The organism is Kitasatospora papulosa (assembly GCF_000717245.1).
Lineage (GTDB): Bacteria > Actinomycetota > Actinomycetes > Streptomycetales > Streptomycetaceae > Streptomyces > Streptomyces papulosus.
Map to the genome: position 1 here is coordinate 298,227 of NZ_JNYQ01000003.1, position 17,322 is coordinate 315,548.

At 72.5% G+C, this 17,322-nt stretch carries 14 protein-coding genes; 10 read left to right on the top strand and 4 right to left on the bottom strand.

The genetic code is table 11. The features are described 5' to 3' along the window. Positions 1-48 precede the first annotated feature (48 nt). From dhaK to IA22_RS0109850, 3 genes are read left to right on the top strand one after another with little or no spacing between them, the layout of a single operon-like run. The gene (gene dhaK / locus IA22_RS0109840) at positions 49-1,041 is read left to right on the top strand and encodes a dihydroxyacetone kinase subunit DhaK (protein ID WP_037828106.1); all 993 of its coding nucleotides are present in this window, start codon (positions 49-51) and stop codon (positions 1,039-1,041) included. Positions 1,042-1,088: 47 nt separating this feature from the next. Beyond that, positions 1,089-1,706 carry a dihydroxyacetone kinase subunit DhaL gene (gene dhaL, locus IA22_RS0109845; RefSeq protein ID WP_030123352.1) on the top strand — a complete coding sequence of 206 codons (618 nt, stop codon included), beginning with the start codon at positions 1,089-1,091 and terminating at the stop codon, positions 1,704-1,706. Further along, positions 1,703-2,113 carry a PTS-dependent dihydroxyacetone kinase phosphotransferase subunit DhaM gene (locus IA22_RS0109850; RefSeq protein ID WP_014157936.1) on the top strand — a complete coding sequence of 137 codons (411 nt, stop codon included), beginning with the start codon at positions 1,703-1,705 and terminating at the stop codon, positions 2,111-2,113. Before dhaL ends, IA22_RS0109850 begins: the two co-directional genes overlap by 4 nt. Positions 2,114-2,229: 116 nt before the next feature. On the opposite strand, the gene IA22_RS0109855 is transcribed toward IA22_RS0109850, so the two are convergent. Beyond that, on the bottom strand, positions 2,230-5,721 hold the full coding sequence (locus IA22_RS0109855; RefSeq protein WP_030123353.1) for a phosphodiester glycosidase family protein: 3,492 nt from the start codon (positions 5,719-5,721) through the stop codon (positions 2,230-2,232). Positions 5,722-5,904: 183 nt separating this feature from the next. Here IA22_RS0109855 and IA22_RS0109860 point away from each other — a divergent pair, with 183 nt between their 5' ends. Continuing rightward, entirely contained in the window at positions 5,905-6,414 is a 510-nt protein-coding gene (locus tag IA22_RS0109860) for an NUDIX hydrolase (protein WP_030123354.1), read from the top strand. Here IA22_RS0109860 and abc-f read toward each other — a convergent pair. From abc-f to IA22_RS0109875, 3 genes are all read right to left on the bottom strand, one after another. Next, positions 6,378-8,069: a ribosomal protection-like ABC-F family protein gene (gene abc-f / locus IA22_RS0109865; RefSeq protein WP_030123355.1), complete on the bottom strand. Its 1,692-nt coding sequence runs from the start codon at positions 8,067-8,069 to the stop codon at positions 6,378-6,380. The two genes, IA22_RS0109860 and abc-f, sit on opposite strands and share 37 nt — an antisense overlap. Before the next feature lie 241 nt (positions 8,070-8,310). Next, positions 8,311-9,510 carry a PP2C family protein-serine/threonine phosphatase gene (locus tag IA22_RS0109870; RefSeq protein WP_030123356.1) on the bottom strand — a complete coding sequence of 400 codons (1,200 nt, stop codon included), beginning with the start codon at positions 9,508-9,510 and terminating at the stop codon, positions 8,311-8,313. Positions 9,511-9,534: 24 nt separating this feature from the next. Next, positions 9,535-10,293, bottom strand: a complete 759-nt coding sequence (locus IA22_RS0109875; RefSeq protein WP_030123357.1) for a GNAT family N-acetyltransferase — start codon at positions 10,291-10,293, stop codon at positions 9,535-9,537. A gap of 483 nt (positions 10,294-10,776) precedes the next feature. On the opposite strand from IA22_RS0109875, the gene IA22_RS0109880 reads away from it, so the two are divergent. The 6 genes from IA22_RS0109880 (at position 10,777) to IA22_RS0109905 (ending at position 17,312) form a co-directional block, all read left to right on the top strand. Then, positions 10,777-11,649: an RNA polymerase sigma factor SigF gene (locus IA22_RS0109880; RefSeq protein WP_030123358.1), complete on the top strand. Its 873-nt coding sequence runs from the start codon at positions 10,777-10,779 to the stop codon at positions 11,647-11,649. Between the two features lie 223 nt (positions 11,650-11,872). Continuing rightward, on the top strand, positions 11,873-13,234 hold the full coding sequence (locus tag IA22_RS0109885; protein ID WP_015575922.1) for a bifunctional o-acetylhomoserine/o-acetylserine sulfhydrylase: 1,362 nt from the start codon (positions 11,873-11,875) through the stop codon (positions 13,232-13,234). 20 nt (positions 13,235-13,254) lie between these two features. Beyond that, a complete protein-coding gene (gene metX, locus IA22_RS0109890; RefSeq protein ID WP_030123360.1) occupies positions 13,255-14,442 on the top strand; it encodes a homoserine O-acetyltransferase MetX in 1,188 nt (395 codons plus the stop codon). After that, positions 14,439-15,716 carry a sulfite oxidase gene (locus IA22_RS0109895; RefSeq protein ID WP_030123361.1) on the top strand — a complete coding sequence of 426 codons (1,278 nt, stop codon included), beginning with the start codon at positions 14,439-14,441 and terminating at the stop codon, positions 15,714-15,716. Before metX ends, IA22_RS0109895 begins: the two co-directional genes overlap by 4 nt. 325 nt (positions 15,717-16,041) lie before the next feature. Beyond that, positions 16,042-16,395 carry a PRC-barrel domain-containing protein gene (locus IA22_RS0109900; RefSeq protein ID WP_014157926.1) on the top strand — a complete coding sequence of 118 codons (354 nt, stop codon included), beginning with the start codon at positions 16,042-16,044 and terminating at the stop codon, positions 16,393-16,395. 557 nt (positions 16,396-16,952) lie between these two features. Continuing rightward, the gene (locus IA22_RS0109905; protein WP_030123362.1) at positions 16,953-17,312 is read left to right on the top strand and encodes a VOC family protein; all 360 of its coding nucleotides are present in this window, start codon (positions 16,953-16,955) and stop codon (positions 17,310-17,312) included. Positions 17,313-17,322 lie beyond the last annotated feature (10 nt).

Genomic DNA, 17,322 nt, shown 5'->3' on the forward strand with positions numbered 1-17,322 from the left:
CGGGCGGTCGGTACCCCCGGCCGGTCGTTGCTCCCCCAGGAGGAACCCTTGCGCATGCTCATCAACGTGCCGGAGACCGTCGTCGCGGACGGACTCCGCGGAATGGCCGCCGCCCACCCGGACCTCGTGGTGGACGTGGACAACCGGGTCGTGGTCCGGCGTGACGCCCCGGTCGCCGGGAAGGTGGGGCTGGTGTCCGGGGGCGGTTCGGGACACGAGCCGCTGCACGCGGGGTTCGTCGGGCCCGGGATGCTGTCCGCGGCGTGTCCCGGGGAGGTCTTCACCTCACCGGTGCCCGATCAGATGGTGCGGGCGGCCGCCGCGGTCGACAGCGGCTCGGGCGTGCTGTTCGTCGTGAAGAACTACACCGGCGACGTGCTCAACTTCGACATGGCCGCCGAGCTCGCCGAGGACGAGGGTGTCCAGGTCGCCCGGGTCCTGGTCGACGACGACGTGGCGGTGGCGGACAGCACGTTCACGGCAGGCCGGCGCGGCACCGGGGCGACCCTGTTCGTCGAGAAGATCGCCGGTGCGCTCGCCGACGAGGGTGCGCCTCTGGAGCGGGTGGAGGCCATGGCCCGGCGCGTGAACGAGTCCGCGCGGAGCTTCGGGGTGGCGCTCAGCTCCGTCACCACTCCGGCCAAGGGGACACCGACGTTCGATCTTTCCCCGGGCGAGCTGGAGTTGGGTATCGGAATCCACGGTGAGCCCGGCCGGGAGCGCCGTCCGATGATGACGTCCGGGGAGATCGCCGACGTGGCGGTCCACGCGGTACTGGAGGATCTGCGCCCGGCCGGCCCGGTGCTGGTGCTGGTCAACGGGATGGGCGCCACGCCGCTGCTGGAGCTGTACGGATTCAATGCCGAGGTGCAGCGGGTGCTGTCCGAGCGGGGGGTGACGGTGGCTCGTACGCTGGTGGGCAACTACGTGACGTCGCTCGACATGGCAGGCTGCTCGGTGACGCTCTGCCAGGTGGACGAGGAGATGGTGCGGCTCTGGGACGCGCCGGTACAGACGCCCGCGTTGCGCTGGGGCCGGTGAACGGACTTCCCGCCGGACCCTCCACCGTACGAGGAACAGGAGATCTTGTGCTCGACACCGATTTCTTCCGTCGCTGGATGGCCGTCACCGCGGCCACCGTCGACCGTGAGGCGGACCGGCTGACCGAGCTCGACGCCGCCATCGGGGACGCCGACCACGGGAGCAACATGCGGCGCGGCTTCGCCGCCGTGAACGACGTTCTCGAGAAGGAGGACCCTCGGACGCCGGGGACGGTGCTGACGCTGGCCGGCCGCCACCTGATCTCGACGGTCGGCGGAGCGTCCGGGCCGTTGTACGGGACGCTGCTGCGCCGTACCGGGAAGGCCCTGGGTGACGCGACGGAGGTGACCACGGATCAGCTGGCCGACGCCCTCGGGGCCGGTGTCGCCGCGGTGACGCAGCTCGGAGGGGCGCAGGCCGGGGACAAGACGATGCTCGACGCGCTGCTGCCGGCCGTCGAGGTGCTCGGTACCTCGTTCGAGGCGGCCCGGGACGCGGCGCTGGCCGGTGCGCTGGAGACCGTCCCCATGCGGGCGCGCAAGGGCAGGGCGAGCTATCTCGGCGAGCGCAGCATCGGGCACCAGGACCCGGGGGCCGCCTCGTCGGCGCTGCTGGTCGGGGCGCTCGTCGAGGCCGCCGGGTCGAGCGACGGGAGCGCCGGGTGAGCGACGAGCGGCAGGTCGGGATCGTGCTGGTCTCGCACAGCGGGCCGGTGGCGGAAGCCGTCGTCGAACTGGCCAGGGGTCTGGCGGCCGGTGGTGCGACGGCGCCGATGGCGGCGGCGGGCGGCACCTCGGCCGGCGGCCTGGGGACGAGCGCGGAGCTGGTCTCCGAGGCTGCGAGAGAGGTCGACAGGGGTGCCGGGGTGGCCCTGCTCGTCGATCTCGGGAGCGCGGTGCTCACGGTGAAGTCCATGCTGGCGGAGGGCGACGAACTGCCCGACGGCGCGCGGCTGGTGGACGCCCCGTTCGTGGAGGGTGCGATCTCCGCCCTGGTGACCGCGTCGGCGGGGGGCGACCTGGACGCCGTGGAGGCAGCGGCGACGGACGCGTACGGCTACCGCAAGACCTGAGCGGTGCCACGCCGGGCACCGGTGAGCGGGATGCCCGGCGCGGTGGCGTACGCGAGGCACCGCTGGGCTCCCCGGGCCGACCCGGGGAGCCCAGCGCGAGCCGTGTGCTCAGGTCGTCAGGCGGCCGGCGCCACCTCCCCGGCCGTGATCATGATCTCCGCCCGCCGGACCACGCCGTTGACGGTCACCGCGAGTGTGACGGTGCCCGTCCGGAGCGCGGTGAGCGTGCCCGTGGCGGGGTCCAGCGTCGCGATGTGGCGCGCACGGGCGCCGTCGGGATCGCCGATGTGGATGTTCGGCGAACCGGTCCAGTCGGCGCTCAGCGGAAAGGCCGCCGGCACGGTACGTGTGCCTTGGGTGACCTGGGCGGTGACTGCCGCGCTCCGGCCCCTGACCAGCTGGGAGGGGGCTGTCAGGGTCAGGGCGTCGACGTGGGCGCGGGTCTGGACCGACACCCAGTCGGGGCCGCCCCGCCAGGGCTGCCGGCGCGCCGCCGCCTGTTCCCCGGGCAGGACCCGGTCGGCGCCGACCAGCGACCAGCCGGTGAATCCGCCCTCGTCCGCGGGGCCGGCCGGCGCCTTGCCGGCGTTCCCGTTGACCAGATACGGGACTCCGTCCACGCGTGAGGCGTCGAAGACCCCCACGTGGCTGCCGATGAAGGCAGCGCCCTTGCCCGTCGTGCGCCGGAAGTCGGCGAGCCACTGTTCGAGGAGGGCCGCCTCCTTGCGGTCGCTCAGCCGGCTTCCCTGCTGCGCGGTGGGATCGCGTGGGGGTACGTGCTCGATCAGCATCACGGCGCCGACGGATCGGTCCGTGGCCGCCGCGTCCAACTGGGCGCGCAGTTCCTTGATCTGGTCGAAGCCGCCGCTGCGGAGGCTGAGACCCGAGGTGTCGAGTGTGATGACGCGGGTCCCCTCGTGGTCGAACGTGCGCCGTGCCGGGCCGAACTCGGCGACGAAGTCGTCGATCCTGCCGCCCATCACCTCGTGGTTGCCCGGTACGTAGTACCAGGGCAGCGAGTCGCCCAGTTCCTCGTCGAGGATCTGTCGGGCGAAGGCCAGGTCGGCGGGCGAGCCCTCGTCGACGAGGTCGCCGTTGACGACCAGGAAGTCGGGCCGGGCCGCCTTGATCTCGCGCAGGGTGCGACGGGCCTGCCGGACGAGTGCGCTGTCCGGGTCCCGCGCGACGAACTGCGCGTCCGACATGACCGCGAACTGCCAGTCCCGGGCCTCGGTCACGGTGGCCGGGTCGATCAACGGGTCCGCGTTGCGGGCCTGTTCGGGCAGATCGACGGTGGGCGGCACCTGGGCGGTCAGGCCGTCGATGACGATCTCGCCGGTGTACTGCCGGGCCGCGGCGGTCTCGGCGAGGTAGAAGCGGTGCACGGTCAGGGGAGCCGGCGCACCCGGCGGCACGGTGAAGGTGACCTGACGCCAGCCGGTCCAGGTGATGTAGGTCCCGCGCAGCAGCTGGTCGGACCCCGCGGCGTCCTTCAGGTGCAGGGTGGGCCAGGCGCCGTTGCCGTCCCCCTTGATCCAGAGGGTGAACGTCTGCGGCCGGCCGGGCACGACGAGGGGCCGCGGCGGAGTCGCGTAGGCGGCGCGCGTGGCGGTCGAGCGGGTGAAGTCGTAGGTGAGCCGCAGGCCGGTGCCGGAGTGCCCGTCGGGGGTCGCGGCGAGCGAACCGTCGGCGCGGGCCTGGCTGAACGTCCATGATCCGGCGTCGTCGAAGTCCGCCGACGTCTGTTCGGTGAGGCCGACGCTCACCGCGAGGGTGGTGCTGACCCCGGCCACCGTGGCCGTGATCCGTCCCGCCCCGGAGCCGGTCAGGGACGTGACGGTGAAGGAGCCCCGGCCGTCGTCGGCGACGGCGAACCGTGTGCGGTCGTAGTCGAGGTCGATGTCCGCCGGTTCGACCGGGGCACTCGCTCCGTGCGAGTCGAGTCCCACGATGCCGAAGGTGCCGGTCGCCTTCTCGTCCGCCAGGCCGACGCGCGGGGTGGTGGGCCGGATACGGGCCAGCCGGTCGAGGACGGTGAGCCGGGTACCGCCGTGGGCTCCGGCGCGTTCGGCCCGGACGTCGGTCGCGCCGCTGCGGCGGGCGGTGAACGTTCCCCGGGCGTCGACGCTGCCGATCGCGGGGCTGACGGCACGCCAGCGCGGGGCGCCCGCGGCGGGACCGTACGTCTCGTCGTACCCGGCGGCGGTGAGCTGCCGGGTCAGTCCGGGGAAGACCCTTTCCGGATGGCCGCCGGCGACGGGGTCGTCGCCGGGCGCGGTCGCCGCCGGAGTCCGGGTCTCGACCCAGAACCCGTCGAGGCGCCCGCTGCCGTCGGGGGCGGTCAGGGCGAGGCCGTTGGGGACCGTGCGTTCGCTGCCGTCGGACGGGCTGTTCTCGACCCGCAGCGTGTCACTGCCGGGTTGACGGGCGACCAGCGTCGAGGACCCTCCTCCGTCGAGGTTGAGGGCGCTGTACGAACCGGCCCGGCGCATCATCTCGCCCAGCTCGGTGAGGGTGACGCCGCCGCTGTCGGTCTGCCGGCCGTCGACGGTGACGACCTGCATGGTCCGGCCGTCCTCGGAGAACCCGACCGCGGTACGGGGGGCCGCGGTGTTGTTGCCCTCGCCGTCGTGGTTCTGTGCCGCCCCGTCGACGACGAGCAGTTCCCGGCCTCCCACGGCGGTGCGCGGGACGGCTCCGCCGTCGGTGCGCGCCCGGTAGGCGATCTTGACGGGGTCGCCGGGTTCGAGGGCGGCCAGCAGGCCCGCCCCGGCCTCCCGGCCGACGAGGACCACCGTGTCCTCGGGCACGGGCCCCGATCCGGGGCCGTCCGACACGGAGACGACCTCGCCGTCACGCACGGCCACTTCGGCGACGGGGCGCGCGTCGTCGACGGTCGGTGCGCGGTCGGCTCCGCCCCAGGCCGACGTGTAGGCGCCCACGCCCTGGGCGGGTACGTTCGCGGCGTTGTACGCGGCCAGCGGGTGTCCGCCCGAGGGGAGGGTCAGCGTGCCCTCGAAGTACAGCTCGAGGACGCGGCCCGCGTTCCGCGGCCCGAAGCCCACCGCGCGGTTGACGCCGGTGGCCGGGGAATGGACCGTCCGCCCGTCCTTGATCCCCGGCCCCAGGGGCGCTCCGGTCTGGTTGATGTCGAAGAAGTCGGCGTTGATCGCGGCCACGGTGCGCCGGCCCTTGCCCGGGTCGTGCCCGGCGGCCATTTCGGAGACCGTGTGCCGGTCGGCGACCTTGCCCGAGGACAGGTAGTCGGCCCGCACTCCGCTGCCGTCCAGGTCGACGGAGAGGGTGTCGACCCGCAGCCATTTGTCGGACTCGAGGCGGTCGTAGGAACTCAGGCGGACGCCGGGGGCGACGGGACGGGTGGCGCGGGCGGTCTCGATGCCGTCGCCGTCCACGACGGATCTCGCGCCGCCGGCCGGGCCGCTCGCGGGCGGCGGCGCGACGGGCCGGAGAATCTCGGCGGTGGTGTACGGGCGGGGGTCCGGCGTCGGGTCGGCGGCAGCGGGGACGGCGGCCCCTGCCACCGTCGCCGCCGCGGTCGCCAGCAGCACGAGCGACCGACGGATGCCGTGAGGGATGCCTGGGGCCACAAGTCCTCCTGGTGGGGAGCTGATCGCGCGGGAAACGCGCCGTCGGCGGACAGCATGACCGGGCCGGATGGGACGCACCAGAGGGCAACGGGGACATCAGGAGGAACAGCACGCGGCAGAAGGGTGACTCCGCCGGGCCCCTACAGGGGGACACGAACGCTCCGCTGCGCCACACTTGACGACATGTCGACTGTCAGACGCAGCGCGGGTGTCCTGCTCTTCCGGGTCGTGGCCGGCGAGGACGGCCAGCCTGACGCGGAGGTCCTGATCGGCCATATGGGCGGGCCGCTGTGGGCGCGGCGCGAGACGGCGGCATGGTCGGTCCCCAAGGGCGAGTACGAGCCCGCGGAGGAGGAGCCCGCCGCCGCCGCGCGCCGGGAGTTCCAGGAGGAACTCGGGCTGCCCGTCCCCGACGGCGTCTGGGTTCCGCTGGGCGAGGCACGTCAGGCCGGCGGCAAGATCGTCACCGTCTGGGCAGTGGACGCCTGGCTCGACCCCGCCGGAGCGGTCCCGGGGACCTTCACCATGGAGTGGCCGAAGGGCTCCGGCGTGCTGCGGGAGTTCCCGGAGATGGACCGGTTCGCCTGGTGCACGCCGGACGAGGCCCTCGAACGGCTCGTGGCGGGCCAGCGGGTGTTCGTCGAGCGGTTGCGCGCCTACGTGCGCGAGGGGCGCACCCCCTCGGAGGCGTAGTCCTCCGTCACGGCGCGCCCTGCCCGGAGCCCGAGGCGTTCGCCGGTGAAGCGGCCCCGGAAGCTCCGGTCGTGCGAGACGACGACGACGGCTCCCTCGTACCGTTCGAGCGCCGCCTCCAGTTCCTCGACGAGACCGAGCGCGATGTGGTTCGTCGGCTCGTCGAGGATCAGCAGGTCCGCCGGGCGGGTCACCAGCCGGGCCAGGGCGAGCCTGCGCTGCTGCCCGACGGAGAGGGCCGCCACGGGCACGGCCAGGTCGTCCGGACGGAACAGGCCGAGGGCCAGCAGCTCGTCCTCGTACTCCTCGGGGAACCCCGGCCGGCCCGCGGCGAAGGTGGCGAGCAACGTGCGGCGGGTGGGACGGGCGGGGAGTTCCTGCGGGAGGTAGCCGATCCTGCCCCGCCGCCGGACCGTACCGGCGTCGGGCGCGAGATCACCGGCCAGCACACGCAGGAGCGTGGTCTTCCCGGCCCCGTTGGGCCCGGTGACCAGGAGCCGCCGGCCTGGCTCGACCCTCAGGGAAGGCAGGTACAGCCGTTCGCCGACGCGGACGGATTCCAGTTCGACCACGGGGACACGGCCGCCCGTGCCGTCCGACGGGCCGTCGGCCTCGGCGGCGAGAGCGAGGTCGCCGGTGAAGCGCAGCGGCCGGGGAGGCTCCGGGACGGGTGAGCGGCGCAGTTCCTCCAGCCTGGCCCGGGCGGACCGGACCTGGCCCGACAGCTTCGTCTCGTGCGACCGGCGGTGCTTGCCGAAGCCCTGCCCGGGGTCCTTCCCGGTGCTCGCGAGGCGCTGTCCGGCCCTGCTCACCAGTTCCCCGGTGCGAGCCAGGTCCTCCAGCCACTCCTGGTGCTCCCGCGCCCACCGCCGGCGCGCGGCGGCCTTGGCCGTGCGGTAGCCGTCCCAGCCGTCGCCGTAGCGGGAGACGCTCCTCAGATCGCGGTCGACCTCCAGGATCACGGTGGTGGTGCGCTCCAGGAACGCACGGTCGTGGGTGACGGCGACGAGGGTGCCCCGATGGGCACGGAGATGGTCCTCCAGCCAGCTGACGGCGGCTGCGTCGAGGTGATTGGTGGGCTCGTCGAGCAGCAGCAGTTCGGGCGCCGCGGCCAGCACGCAGGCCAGGGCCAGCCGGGACTGCTCCCCGCCGGACAGGGTGCCGAGTGCGCGGTCCCGGGTGAGGTGGCCGAGCCCGAGGCCGTGCAGCGCGGCGTCGGTCCTGGCATCCGCCTGGTAGCCGCCGCGTTCCTCGTACGCCGTCAGCAGGTCGCCGTAGGCCGCGAGCCGCGCGTCGGTGGGTTCCTCGCCGGCCATCGTCTCCTCCGCCTCGCGGATCCGGCGCTCCAGGTCGCGGAGCCCGGCGAGGGCGGCGTCGACGGCGTCCTGGACCGTGCTGCCGGGGTCGAGTGCGAGTGTCTGGGCGAGGTGGCCGCTGCCGCCCGGGAAGCTGACGGTGACGTCGCCCCCGTCCGGGACCTCGGTGCCGGCCATCAGCCGGAGCAGGGTGGACTTCCCGGAGCCGTTCTCGCCGATGACGCCCGCCTTCTCGCCGGGGCGGACGGTCAGGGACACCTGATCGAGGACGGAACGGTCGCCGTACGCCTTGGAGACGTCGTGCATGGCCAGTTGGGCGCGGGTGCGCTGAGAAGACATGGGTGCTTTCCCTGAAGTGACAGGCCCGCGGCAGCGCGCACGTCGGCGTCGTGGACGCGGGCGCGCTCGGGGGCAGGGGTGTCGGACGACCGAGCGGACCGCGGCACACGGGCGTGACCCGAGGGGTCACGCGGCGACGTTTGGCGTCGCGTGGCGGCGGCCCGGCCGCGTATCAGAGAAAGAAGTAGTACGAACCCATGGGAGTCAGTCTAACCCTGCGACGGCCGGTCGCAGGGGACGATTACGGGCCGCCCTCTCCAGACGGCCTCGCCTCCGGAAGGCTCGACACGTCCGCCCCGTCCGAGGGCCTGGTCAGGACGAGCACGGCGACGTCGTCCCGGCGCACTCCGCCCGCGAAGTTCTGCAGGTCGGCCTGGAGCGCCTCGACGACCTGGTCCGGTTCGCGGTCGGCCCACCAGCCGAGGCGCGCGTCGAAGGGGTAGAACTCCCCCGTGGCGTCGCGGGCCTCGGTCACCCCGTCGGTGCAGACGAGCAGGGCGGCGTCCGGCGGGAAGTCGATCCACTCCGCGGCCCGCGCCTCACCGCCGAGCTCGGCCATGCCCAGCGGTACGGACGTCCGGTTCAGGGTGACCACCGACGCCGCGCCGTCGTGCAGCAGCCGCGGCCACAGATGCCCGCAGTTGACGACCCGTACCCGGTCGCTTCCGTCGAACCCCAGCACCAGGGCGGTGACGAAGCGCTCGGCCTCTCCGGCCTCGGCGGTGAGGGCGTTGTGCCGGACGACCGCGTCCTCGACGGAATCGGCCACCGCGACGAGGTCGGGCTCCCGCACGGCGGCCTCCCGGAACGCTCCGAGCGCCGCGAAACCGGCTCCGATCGCGGGAAGCCCCTTGCCCTGCACGTCACCGATGATCACGCGGGTGCCGTAGGGCGACTGCACGACCTCGTAGACGTCACCGCCGACGAAGCGGTCCTCCTCGATCGGCTCGTAGAGCCCGTGGGCGCAGATCTGGCGCGTGAGGACGGGGAGCGGGCGCAGGATCTGCCGCTGGAGGGCGACGGCCGCCGTCCGCAGCCTCGCCACCTCGGTGGCGTGCCGGATGCGCGCGGCACAGGCGACGACACCGAGGGAGCTGGCGAGGGCGGTGAAGCCGAGGAGGAAGAGCACGTCCCAGAAGGCACCGGCGGCGGGGATCCTGGTCGCCACGACGACCGCCGTGACCCATGCCGCCACGGCCGTGGTCTGCCGCACCGAGCAGAAGACCGATGTGAGCGCGGGCAGCACGACCAAAAGCGGGATGACCGGGAGGTCGTCACCGGTGAAGGCGTCCAGGAGGACGACCGCGGCGGTGAGGAGGAAGAGCCACAGCGCGAGCGCCACGTTCCCGATCCGGGAGGCACCCGCTGACTCCTCACCCGTGTCCACCCCGGGCAGCGGCGTCTTGCGCGCCGCCGACGGGCGCCGGAGTCCCAGGACCACGGCATGCCTCCCGCCTGTTCGTCCCTATCGCCCCACGTGTTCCAAGCTACCCGCCCCGCGGTCCCGGGTCCTGGCGTCGGGAGCCGGCACCGGGTCCGCCGGGACCAGCGCCGACAGGAAGGCCGTCCTGCGGCGCAGGGTGAAGCCGAGGGACTCGTAGAGCCGGATGGCTGAGGTGTTCGACCCGGCGGCGTGCAGGAAGGGAGTCTCGCCCCGCTCCTTGATTCCGTGGGCCACGGCCCTGACGAGGCGGGACGCGAGCCCTTGCCCCCGGACTGACTCGTCGGTGCAGACGCCGCTGATCTCGGTCCAGCCGGGCGGGTGCAGCCGCTCCCCCGCCATCGCCACGAGAACTCCGGACCGGCGGATGCCGAGGTAGGTACCGAGCTCCACGGTGCGCGGCAGGAACGGGCCCGGGCGGGTGCGCTCGACCAGGTCCAGCATCTCCGGGACGTCGGCCGGACCGAGGAGCAGGGCCTCCGGATCGGGGGCGGCGTCCACCGTGTCGTCGACCAGCTGGACGCCCTCGGCCCGGAAGACGATCTCCCAGTCGGCGGGAGGGGGCTCACGGAAGGCGGTGAGCGTGACGGGGGAGCCGGGGCCCGCGAGAGCGGCCACATCGGCCCAGTCCTGGGCCTCGGGCGCGTCCGGCAGGGCCAGCCAGGGTGTGACGTCGGGGCTGTAGCGCAGGATGCGACCGCGCCGCTCGGCGAAGTGGGCGTGCGGGCCGGCGAGCGAGGCGCGGGCGGGGTTGTCCAGCGGATGGGGTGCGGGCTCGGGCATGGACTCTCTCACTCCGGTTGTTTCGGCGGTCGGCGACAGGGAGGGAAGGCCGGGCCACCCCGCGCCTATTCCCGCACCTCCGTACTGTTCACGAGCGTGCAATCAAGGACCCCCGGGCAGCACGTACACGCGCCTCGTCCGGCATCCCACGGCCTCGCGGTCCCGAGCACACACTCCCGTGTGCTCGGGACCGCGGACGCCGGATGCAGCGGATGTGCACCACTGCGCGGGATTCACCCCCAACGGGTCCCGGCCTGTGGCACCCTGGAGACGGCCGCCCCACCGGGCTCCCCCGTACCGGTGGGGCGGTTCTGTGCGCCCCCGTGATCCAGAGCGCCCCGGTGTGCCCCACGGAGGACGACTCCAGCGATTTCAAGCCATATCCGGCAAGAGCTCGGCTCAAATCAGCCTCCGCACGCATGAGTTGCCACCCATCGGGCACGCGCCCACACCTCAGGCCGACAATCTGAGGAGCGTGACGGGATGACCGCGCACACTGCACAAACCGCCGGCGCGGAACGAGCAGGTGCCTCCGGCGGACTCCCCTGGATCGAGGACGCCGGGCTGATCGCCCCGCGGGACGCACGAAGGCTGTCGAGGCTCTTCTTCGACCGGCTGCAGGCCCTGGACGAGGGCACCCCCGAGCACCAGTACGCACGTAACACCCTGATCGAGATGAACCTGTCCCTCGTGCGCTTCGCCGCAGGACGCTTCCGGAACCGGGGCAGCGGTGACATGGAGGACATCGTCCAGGTCGGCACCATCGGCCTGATCAAGGCCATCGACCGCTTCGACCTCGCCCGTGAGGTCGAGTTCACGTCGTTCGCCGTGCCGTACATCGTCGGGGAGATCAAACGCTTCTTCCGGGACACCACCTGGGCCGTCCATGTGCCGCGCAGGCTCCAGGAGCTCCGGGTGGACCTCGCGAAGGCCAAGGAGGCTCTGGCGGTGGAGCTCGACCGTGACCCCACGGTCCAGGAGCTCGCCGGGTACCTCGATCTCGAGGAGGAGGAGATCACCGAGGGCCTCGTCGCCGCCAACGGCTACACGGCCGGCTCGCTGGAGATGCCGGCCGACGCCGGGGACCACGCGGGCCGGACGACGGCCGGGCGCGCGTACGCCGACGTACTGGGCGAACCGGACCCCGCGATGGAGACGGTGGAGAACCTCCACGCGCTCGCACCGCTGCTCGGCGAGCTCGACGCGCGTGAGCGCCGCATCATCGACATGCGGTTCGGCCAGGAGATGACGCAGGCCCAGATCGGCGACGAGCTCGGCATCTCCCAGATGCACGTCTCCAGGCTGCTCAGCCGCATCCTGCGAAAGCTCCACGACGGCATGCTCGCGCAGGACTGACGCACGACCGACGCCGGGCCGGCTCCGTGGAACGCGGGGCCGGCCCGGCGTGTCTGTTGCGGCGGCATTGCAGCTTCGTGGCCACGTGCACGACCTGCTTCCGTCCCGCCTCGAACGGCCTCTACGGTCCGTAACCAGTACGCCGCCGCGGCGACGCCACCGTGCTCGCGCGGACCACGTCCGAACGGCGGACATCCTCCCGAACGACCGTGCGAGGTATGACATGAGCCAGCCCGTCGACTCCGTCACCGCGGGGCACACACCTGAGGATCACGACCGGCAGGACGCCGGGGCAGCCTGGTCCTTCGAGACGAAGCAGATCCACTCCGGCGCGGTGCCGGATCCGACGACAGGGGCCCGTGCGGTACCGATCTACCAGTCGACGTCCTTCGTCTTCCGGGACACCCGGCACGCGGCCGACCTCTTCTCACTGGCTGAGCCCGGCAACATCTACACCCGGATCCACAACCCCACGCAGGACGTCCTGGAGCAGCGCGTCGCCGCGCTCGAGGGCGGCGTGGCCGCCGTCGCGCTCGCGTCCGGGCAGGCGGCCGAGACCCTCGCGCTCCTGACGCTCGCGGGCGCCGGGGACCACGTGGTCTCCTCCGCCTCGCTCTACGGCGGTACGTACAACCTGTTCCGGCACACGCTCCCCCGGTTCGGCATCGAGGTCTCGTTCGTGGAGGACCCCGACGACGTCGAAGCCTGGCGGGCGGCCGTCCGGCCGGAGACCAAGGCCCTGTTCGCCGAGACGCTCGGCAATCCGCGCGGCGATGTGCTCGACATCCGGAGCGTGGCGGACGTGGCGCACGAGGCGGGAGTTCCGCTCGTCGTGGACAACACGGTGCCCACGCCCTACCTCCTGCGGCCGCTGGAGCACGGCGCGGACATCGTCATCCACTCCGCGACGAAGTTCCTCGGCGGTCACGGCACCACCATCGGCGGTGTGGTCGTGGACGGCGGCAGCTTCGACTTCGGTGCGCACGCCGAGCGGTTCTCGGACTTCCACACACCCGATCCCAGCTATCACGGGCTGCGGTACTGGCCGGATCTGGGACACGGAGCCTTCGCCGCCAAGCTGCGCGTCCAGCTGCTGCGCGACCTCGGACCCGCGCTCTCGCCGCACTCGGCCTTCCTGCTCCTCCAGGGCGTGGAGACGCTCAGCCTGCGTCTGGAGCGGCACACCTCCAACGCGCTGGCGCTGGCACGCTGGCTGGAGGGCCGCGACGAGGTCTCGGCGGTGCATTACGCCGGACTCGAGTCCAGCCCCTGGTACGACGCCGGCCGGCGCTACCTGCCGCGCGGCGCCGGCGCGGTGCTCTCCTTCGAACTGCGGGACGGGGTGGAGGCCGGAAAGAGGTTCGTGGACGCGGTGGAGCTGTTCAGCCACCTCGCCAACATCGGCGACGTGCGGAGCCTGATCATCCATCCGGCGTCCACCACCCACAGCCAGCTGACCGAGGAGGAGCTCGCGGCGACGGGCGCGACGGCGGGCCTGGTGCGGCTCTCCGTGGGCCTGGAGAACGTCGACGATCTCAAGGCCGATCTGGAGGCAGGGTTCCGCGCCGCGAAGGCGGCGTCCTGAACCGGGACACCACGCCCCCGGTGCTGCCCCTCCCGCCGGCCGCCGGAGGCCGGCGGGAGGGGGACCCGCCCGGCCGCCGTTCGTGGACCGTGTTCGACGCCCCTCTCGGGCTCGAGTGCGGGGCGGACCTGCCGGGTGTGCGGCTGGCGTACGAGACGTGGGGCCGCCTCGCACCGGACGGCGCGAACGCGGTTCTGGTCCTGCACGCGCTGACCGGGGACAGCCACGCGGCAGGCCCGGCCGGACCGGGACACCCGTCGGCCGGCTGGTGGGACGCGCTGATCGGCCCCGGCCGGGCGCTGGACACCGATCGGTGGTTCGTCGTCGCGCCGAACGTGCTGGGCGGCTGCCAGGGCAGCACGGGCCCGTCGTCACGGTTGCCCGACGGAACCCACTGGGCTGCCGGCTTCCCCCGTCTGACGGTGCGTGACCAGGTGGCGGCGGAGGCGCGGCTCGCCGACGCCCTGGGTGTCGGCCGGTGGGCCGCGGTGATCGGCGGTTCGATGGGCGGGATGCGGGCCCTCGAATGGGCGGTGAGCCGGCCCGGCCGTACGGGTTCACTGCTGGTGCTCGCCGCTCCCACGGCGTCGTCGGCCGAGCAGATCGCCTGGGGCAGCATGCAGATCGCGGCCATCCGGAACGACCCGGGCTGGCAGGGCGGCCGGTACCACGACGCGCCGCCCGGCTCGGGCCCGCACCGGGGGCTCGGGCTGGCCCGGCGGATCGCCCATGTCACCTACCGGAGCGAGGCGGAGCTGGGGACACGGTTCGGCCGACGGGCGCAGCCCGGTGAACTGCCCGCGCAGGGCGGGCGTTACCAGGTGGAGTCCTACCTCGACCACCACGCGGACAAGCTGGTGCGCCGTTTCGACGCGGGCAGTTACGTGGTGCTCACGGAAGCGATGAACGCCCACGACGTGGGCCGGGGACGCGGCGGTAGGGCGCGGGCGCTGCGCCGGGCGGGCATGCCGGCGCTGATCGTCGGCATCGACTCGGACCGGCTCTACCCACCGGCGCAGCAGGCGGAGGCGGCGGCGCTGCTGCCCGGCGCGGACCGTCTCCGGATCATCGAATCGCCCTACGGACACGACGGGTTCCTCATCGAGACCGAGCAGGTCGCAGCTCTCGTACGGGAGTTGCTGCCTCCGCCCCACCGACCGGGTCCGCCCGGCGCCGACCGCAGACCACTTCCCCTGGAGCACCCATGAGTTCCGGAACGCCCACGAGTTCCGTATCACCGTCGGAATCCTCCTACGACCGGACGCGGATGCGCCAATGGGCCCGCGGACGCGCGAGATCGGCGGGGATCGACCGCCGTGATCTGCTGAAACTCGTCGCGGCGGCCTCCGTCGCGGCCCCGCTGGTCCCGGCCGCCGCGTCCCCTGCCCACGCGGCGCAGTCGCTCGCGGGGGTGGTGAAGCCCCTGCCTCCGGAGCTGTTCACGGTGTGCGGCACCAACGCCGAGACGAACTTCTCGGCGCTGCGGGACACCGGGCTGCTCACCCCCGCCGACCGGTTCTTCGTCCGCAACCACACCGCCACGCCGGTCGTCGACGCGACGGACTGGACGCTGACGGTCTGGGGCGACGGACTGGCCGGCGGCCCGGTGGGCTTCTCGTACGAGGCGCTGCGCGCCCTCCCGGCGGTCACCCGCACCGCGTTCGTCGAGTGTGCGGGTAACGGCCGGAGCTTCTTCACCTCGCAGCAGGGCCAGCAGGTCGGCGGGACGGCGTGGACCCTGGGCGCGATCGGGACGGCGCGCTGGCGCGGGGTACGGCTGGCCGAGGTGCTGCGCCGTGCGGGCCTCGGCGGACACGCGGTCGACGTGCTGCCGCGCGGGCTGGACGCGGAGGTCGTCAGCGACGGGACGAACCTGGGCAGGGTGCGCCGGCCCCTGCCGGTGGCCAAGGCACTGGACGACGTACTGCTCGCGTACGAGATGAACGGGGAGCCGCTGCCTCCGGACCACGGGGCCCCGGTGCGGCTGATCGTCCCGTCCTGGGTGGGCATCGCGAACATCAAGTGGGTGGGTGACATCGAGGTGAGCGCGGAGCCGCTGCTGAGCCCGTGGAACACGGGCCTGTACCGGCTCTTCGGCCCCGGGTACCCGGCCGAGGGCAGCGCCCCGCTGGCCCGTCAGACGCTCAAGAGCGCCTTCGAGCTCGCACCCGGCGCGTCGTTCGCCGCCCGCCGCAGGCATCTGCTGACCGGCCGTTCCTGGTCGGGCGGCGCGCCGGTACGCTCGGTCGAGGTCAGCACCGACGGGGGCACCCGGTGGCGGCCGGCCCGGCTGCGTGACGAGTCCAGGCCGGGCAGCTGGGTCCGCTGGAGCACCGACTGGGTTCCGAGGGAGACGGGCCCGGGTGTGCTGCTCGCGCGGGCGACGGACCGCTCGGGCCGCAGCCAGCCGGCGACGACCGCACACAACACCCAGGGCTACCTCTTCGACGCGGTGGTGAGGCACCCGGTGACCGTGGTCTGAGTGGATCCCCGTTCCTGTCGGACCAGGACGGTTGGACGACGGGACGGGAAGGTCCGCGTCCCGAGGAGTGCCCACCTGACGTCTGGAATCGTCGCCGGCGAAGCCGGATGACGAAACACCGCGCAGGCGCATCGGGTGCCCCCTTATCGGCCCGAAAAACAACTGATTTCACGGACATACGCCCGGCTGTGTGGGGCACGAGGCTGTCAGCGGTTGCTGAGGGAAAAGGCAGCTCGCCCGGACGGAAGAGCCGAACGGTGCGAGCGACCACCTGAAGACCGTTCCGAATAAGCCATTTCTTTCCGTGCGAACAAAGGATATTTCCATGAGCGAGAACCTGTGGGGTTACCAGCCGACCGTCGGTCACACCGCCGGAACGGACCTGATCGGCTACAAGGTCGAGGCGACGGACGGGAGCATCGGCAAGGTCGACAAGCACTCCGACGACGTCACCTCCTCCTACCTGGTCGTCGACACCGGTGTATGGATCTTCGGCAAGCACGTCCTTCTGCCGGCGGGCACCGTGAGCCGCATCGACACCGACGACAAGAAGGTCTACGTCGACCTCACGAAGGACCAGATCAAGGACTCTCCGGAGTTCGACAAGGACAAGCACATCGGTGACGCGGACTTCCACCGCACGACCGGCGAGTACTACGGCCGCCACCGCCGGGTCTGACCTGCGCCTCGTGGACAGCGGGCGGGGCGGAACGCCTGAGGCGTTCCGCCCCGCCCGCTGTCCACGTGTTCCGAGCGAGGAAAACAAGGGCAGGTCCAGGTCCGCGCATACCCGGTCCACTCGACGCCGCCTTATGGATCGACGCGAGATTTTCGCCTTCCACTGCGATCACCGCACCGAAGGAATTCCGAGCACCCCGGAGAAGCTACGCGCGGCACGGGAACAATCTGAAATGCCCCGGCGAGCATTTCAGGAACTCCCTTCCGGGGCCTGCTGTGATGGTGCGACCCGCACCCACGGAATCGTTCTTTTCTCAGCGCGCGATCTCCGGCCCGGTTCCTGGCAATGTTTCGACGTCCACGCCAAGGATGCCGGTCCTCGCCGGTAACTCGGCCACATCGGAATGCAAGGTCATCGCTTCGTCTCCGGTCACAGGGTCGGCCCGTGACGGCCTCGCGCCGCCCCTGTTCAGCGTGCTCATCCGCCTGCTGGAGAGCCGCCGAACGACGCCACAGAAGTAGTTCTCCGCATGCGGATGCGACGCTAGCCTCGTCTCCATGGGACTCGAGTGGGAACAGCTCGTCATCGACGCCGCCGATCCGGTCGCCCTGGGCAGCTGGTGGCGTGAGGCACTCGGTTGGGTCGTGGTGAACGACTCGCCCGAGGAATACGAGATCAGGCCGGAGCTCGACCGGCTGCCCGGCCTGCTCTTCGGGACCACGCCGGAGGGAAAGACCGTCAAGAACCGCCTCCACCTGGACTTCCGCCCCGACGACCGGGACGCGGAGGTCGAACGCCTGCTGGCCCTCGGTGCCCGGCACACGGACATCGGGCAACGGAGGGACGAGCCGTGGGTCGTGCTCGCGGATCCCGAGGGGAACGAGTTCTGCGTGCTGGGAGAGCGCCCCGGGGGCTGACGGGCTGCCG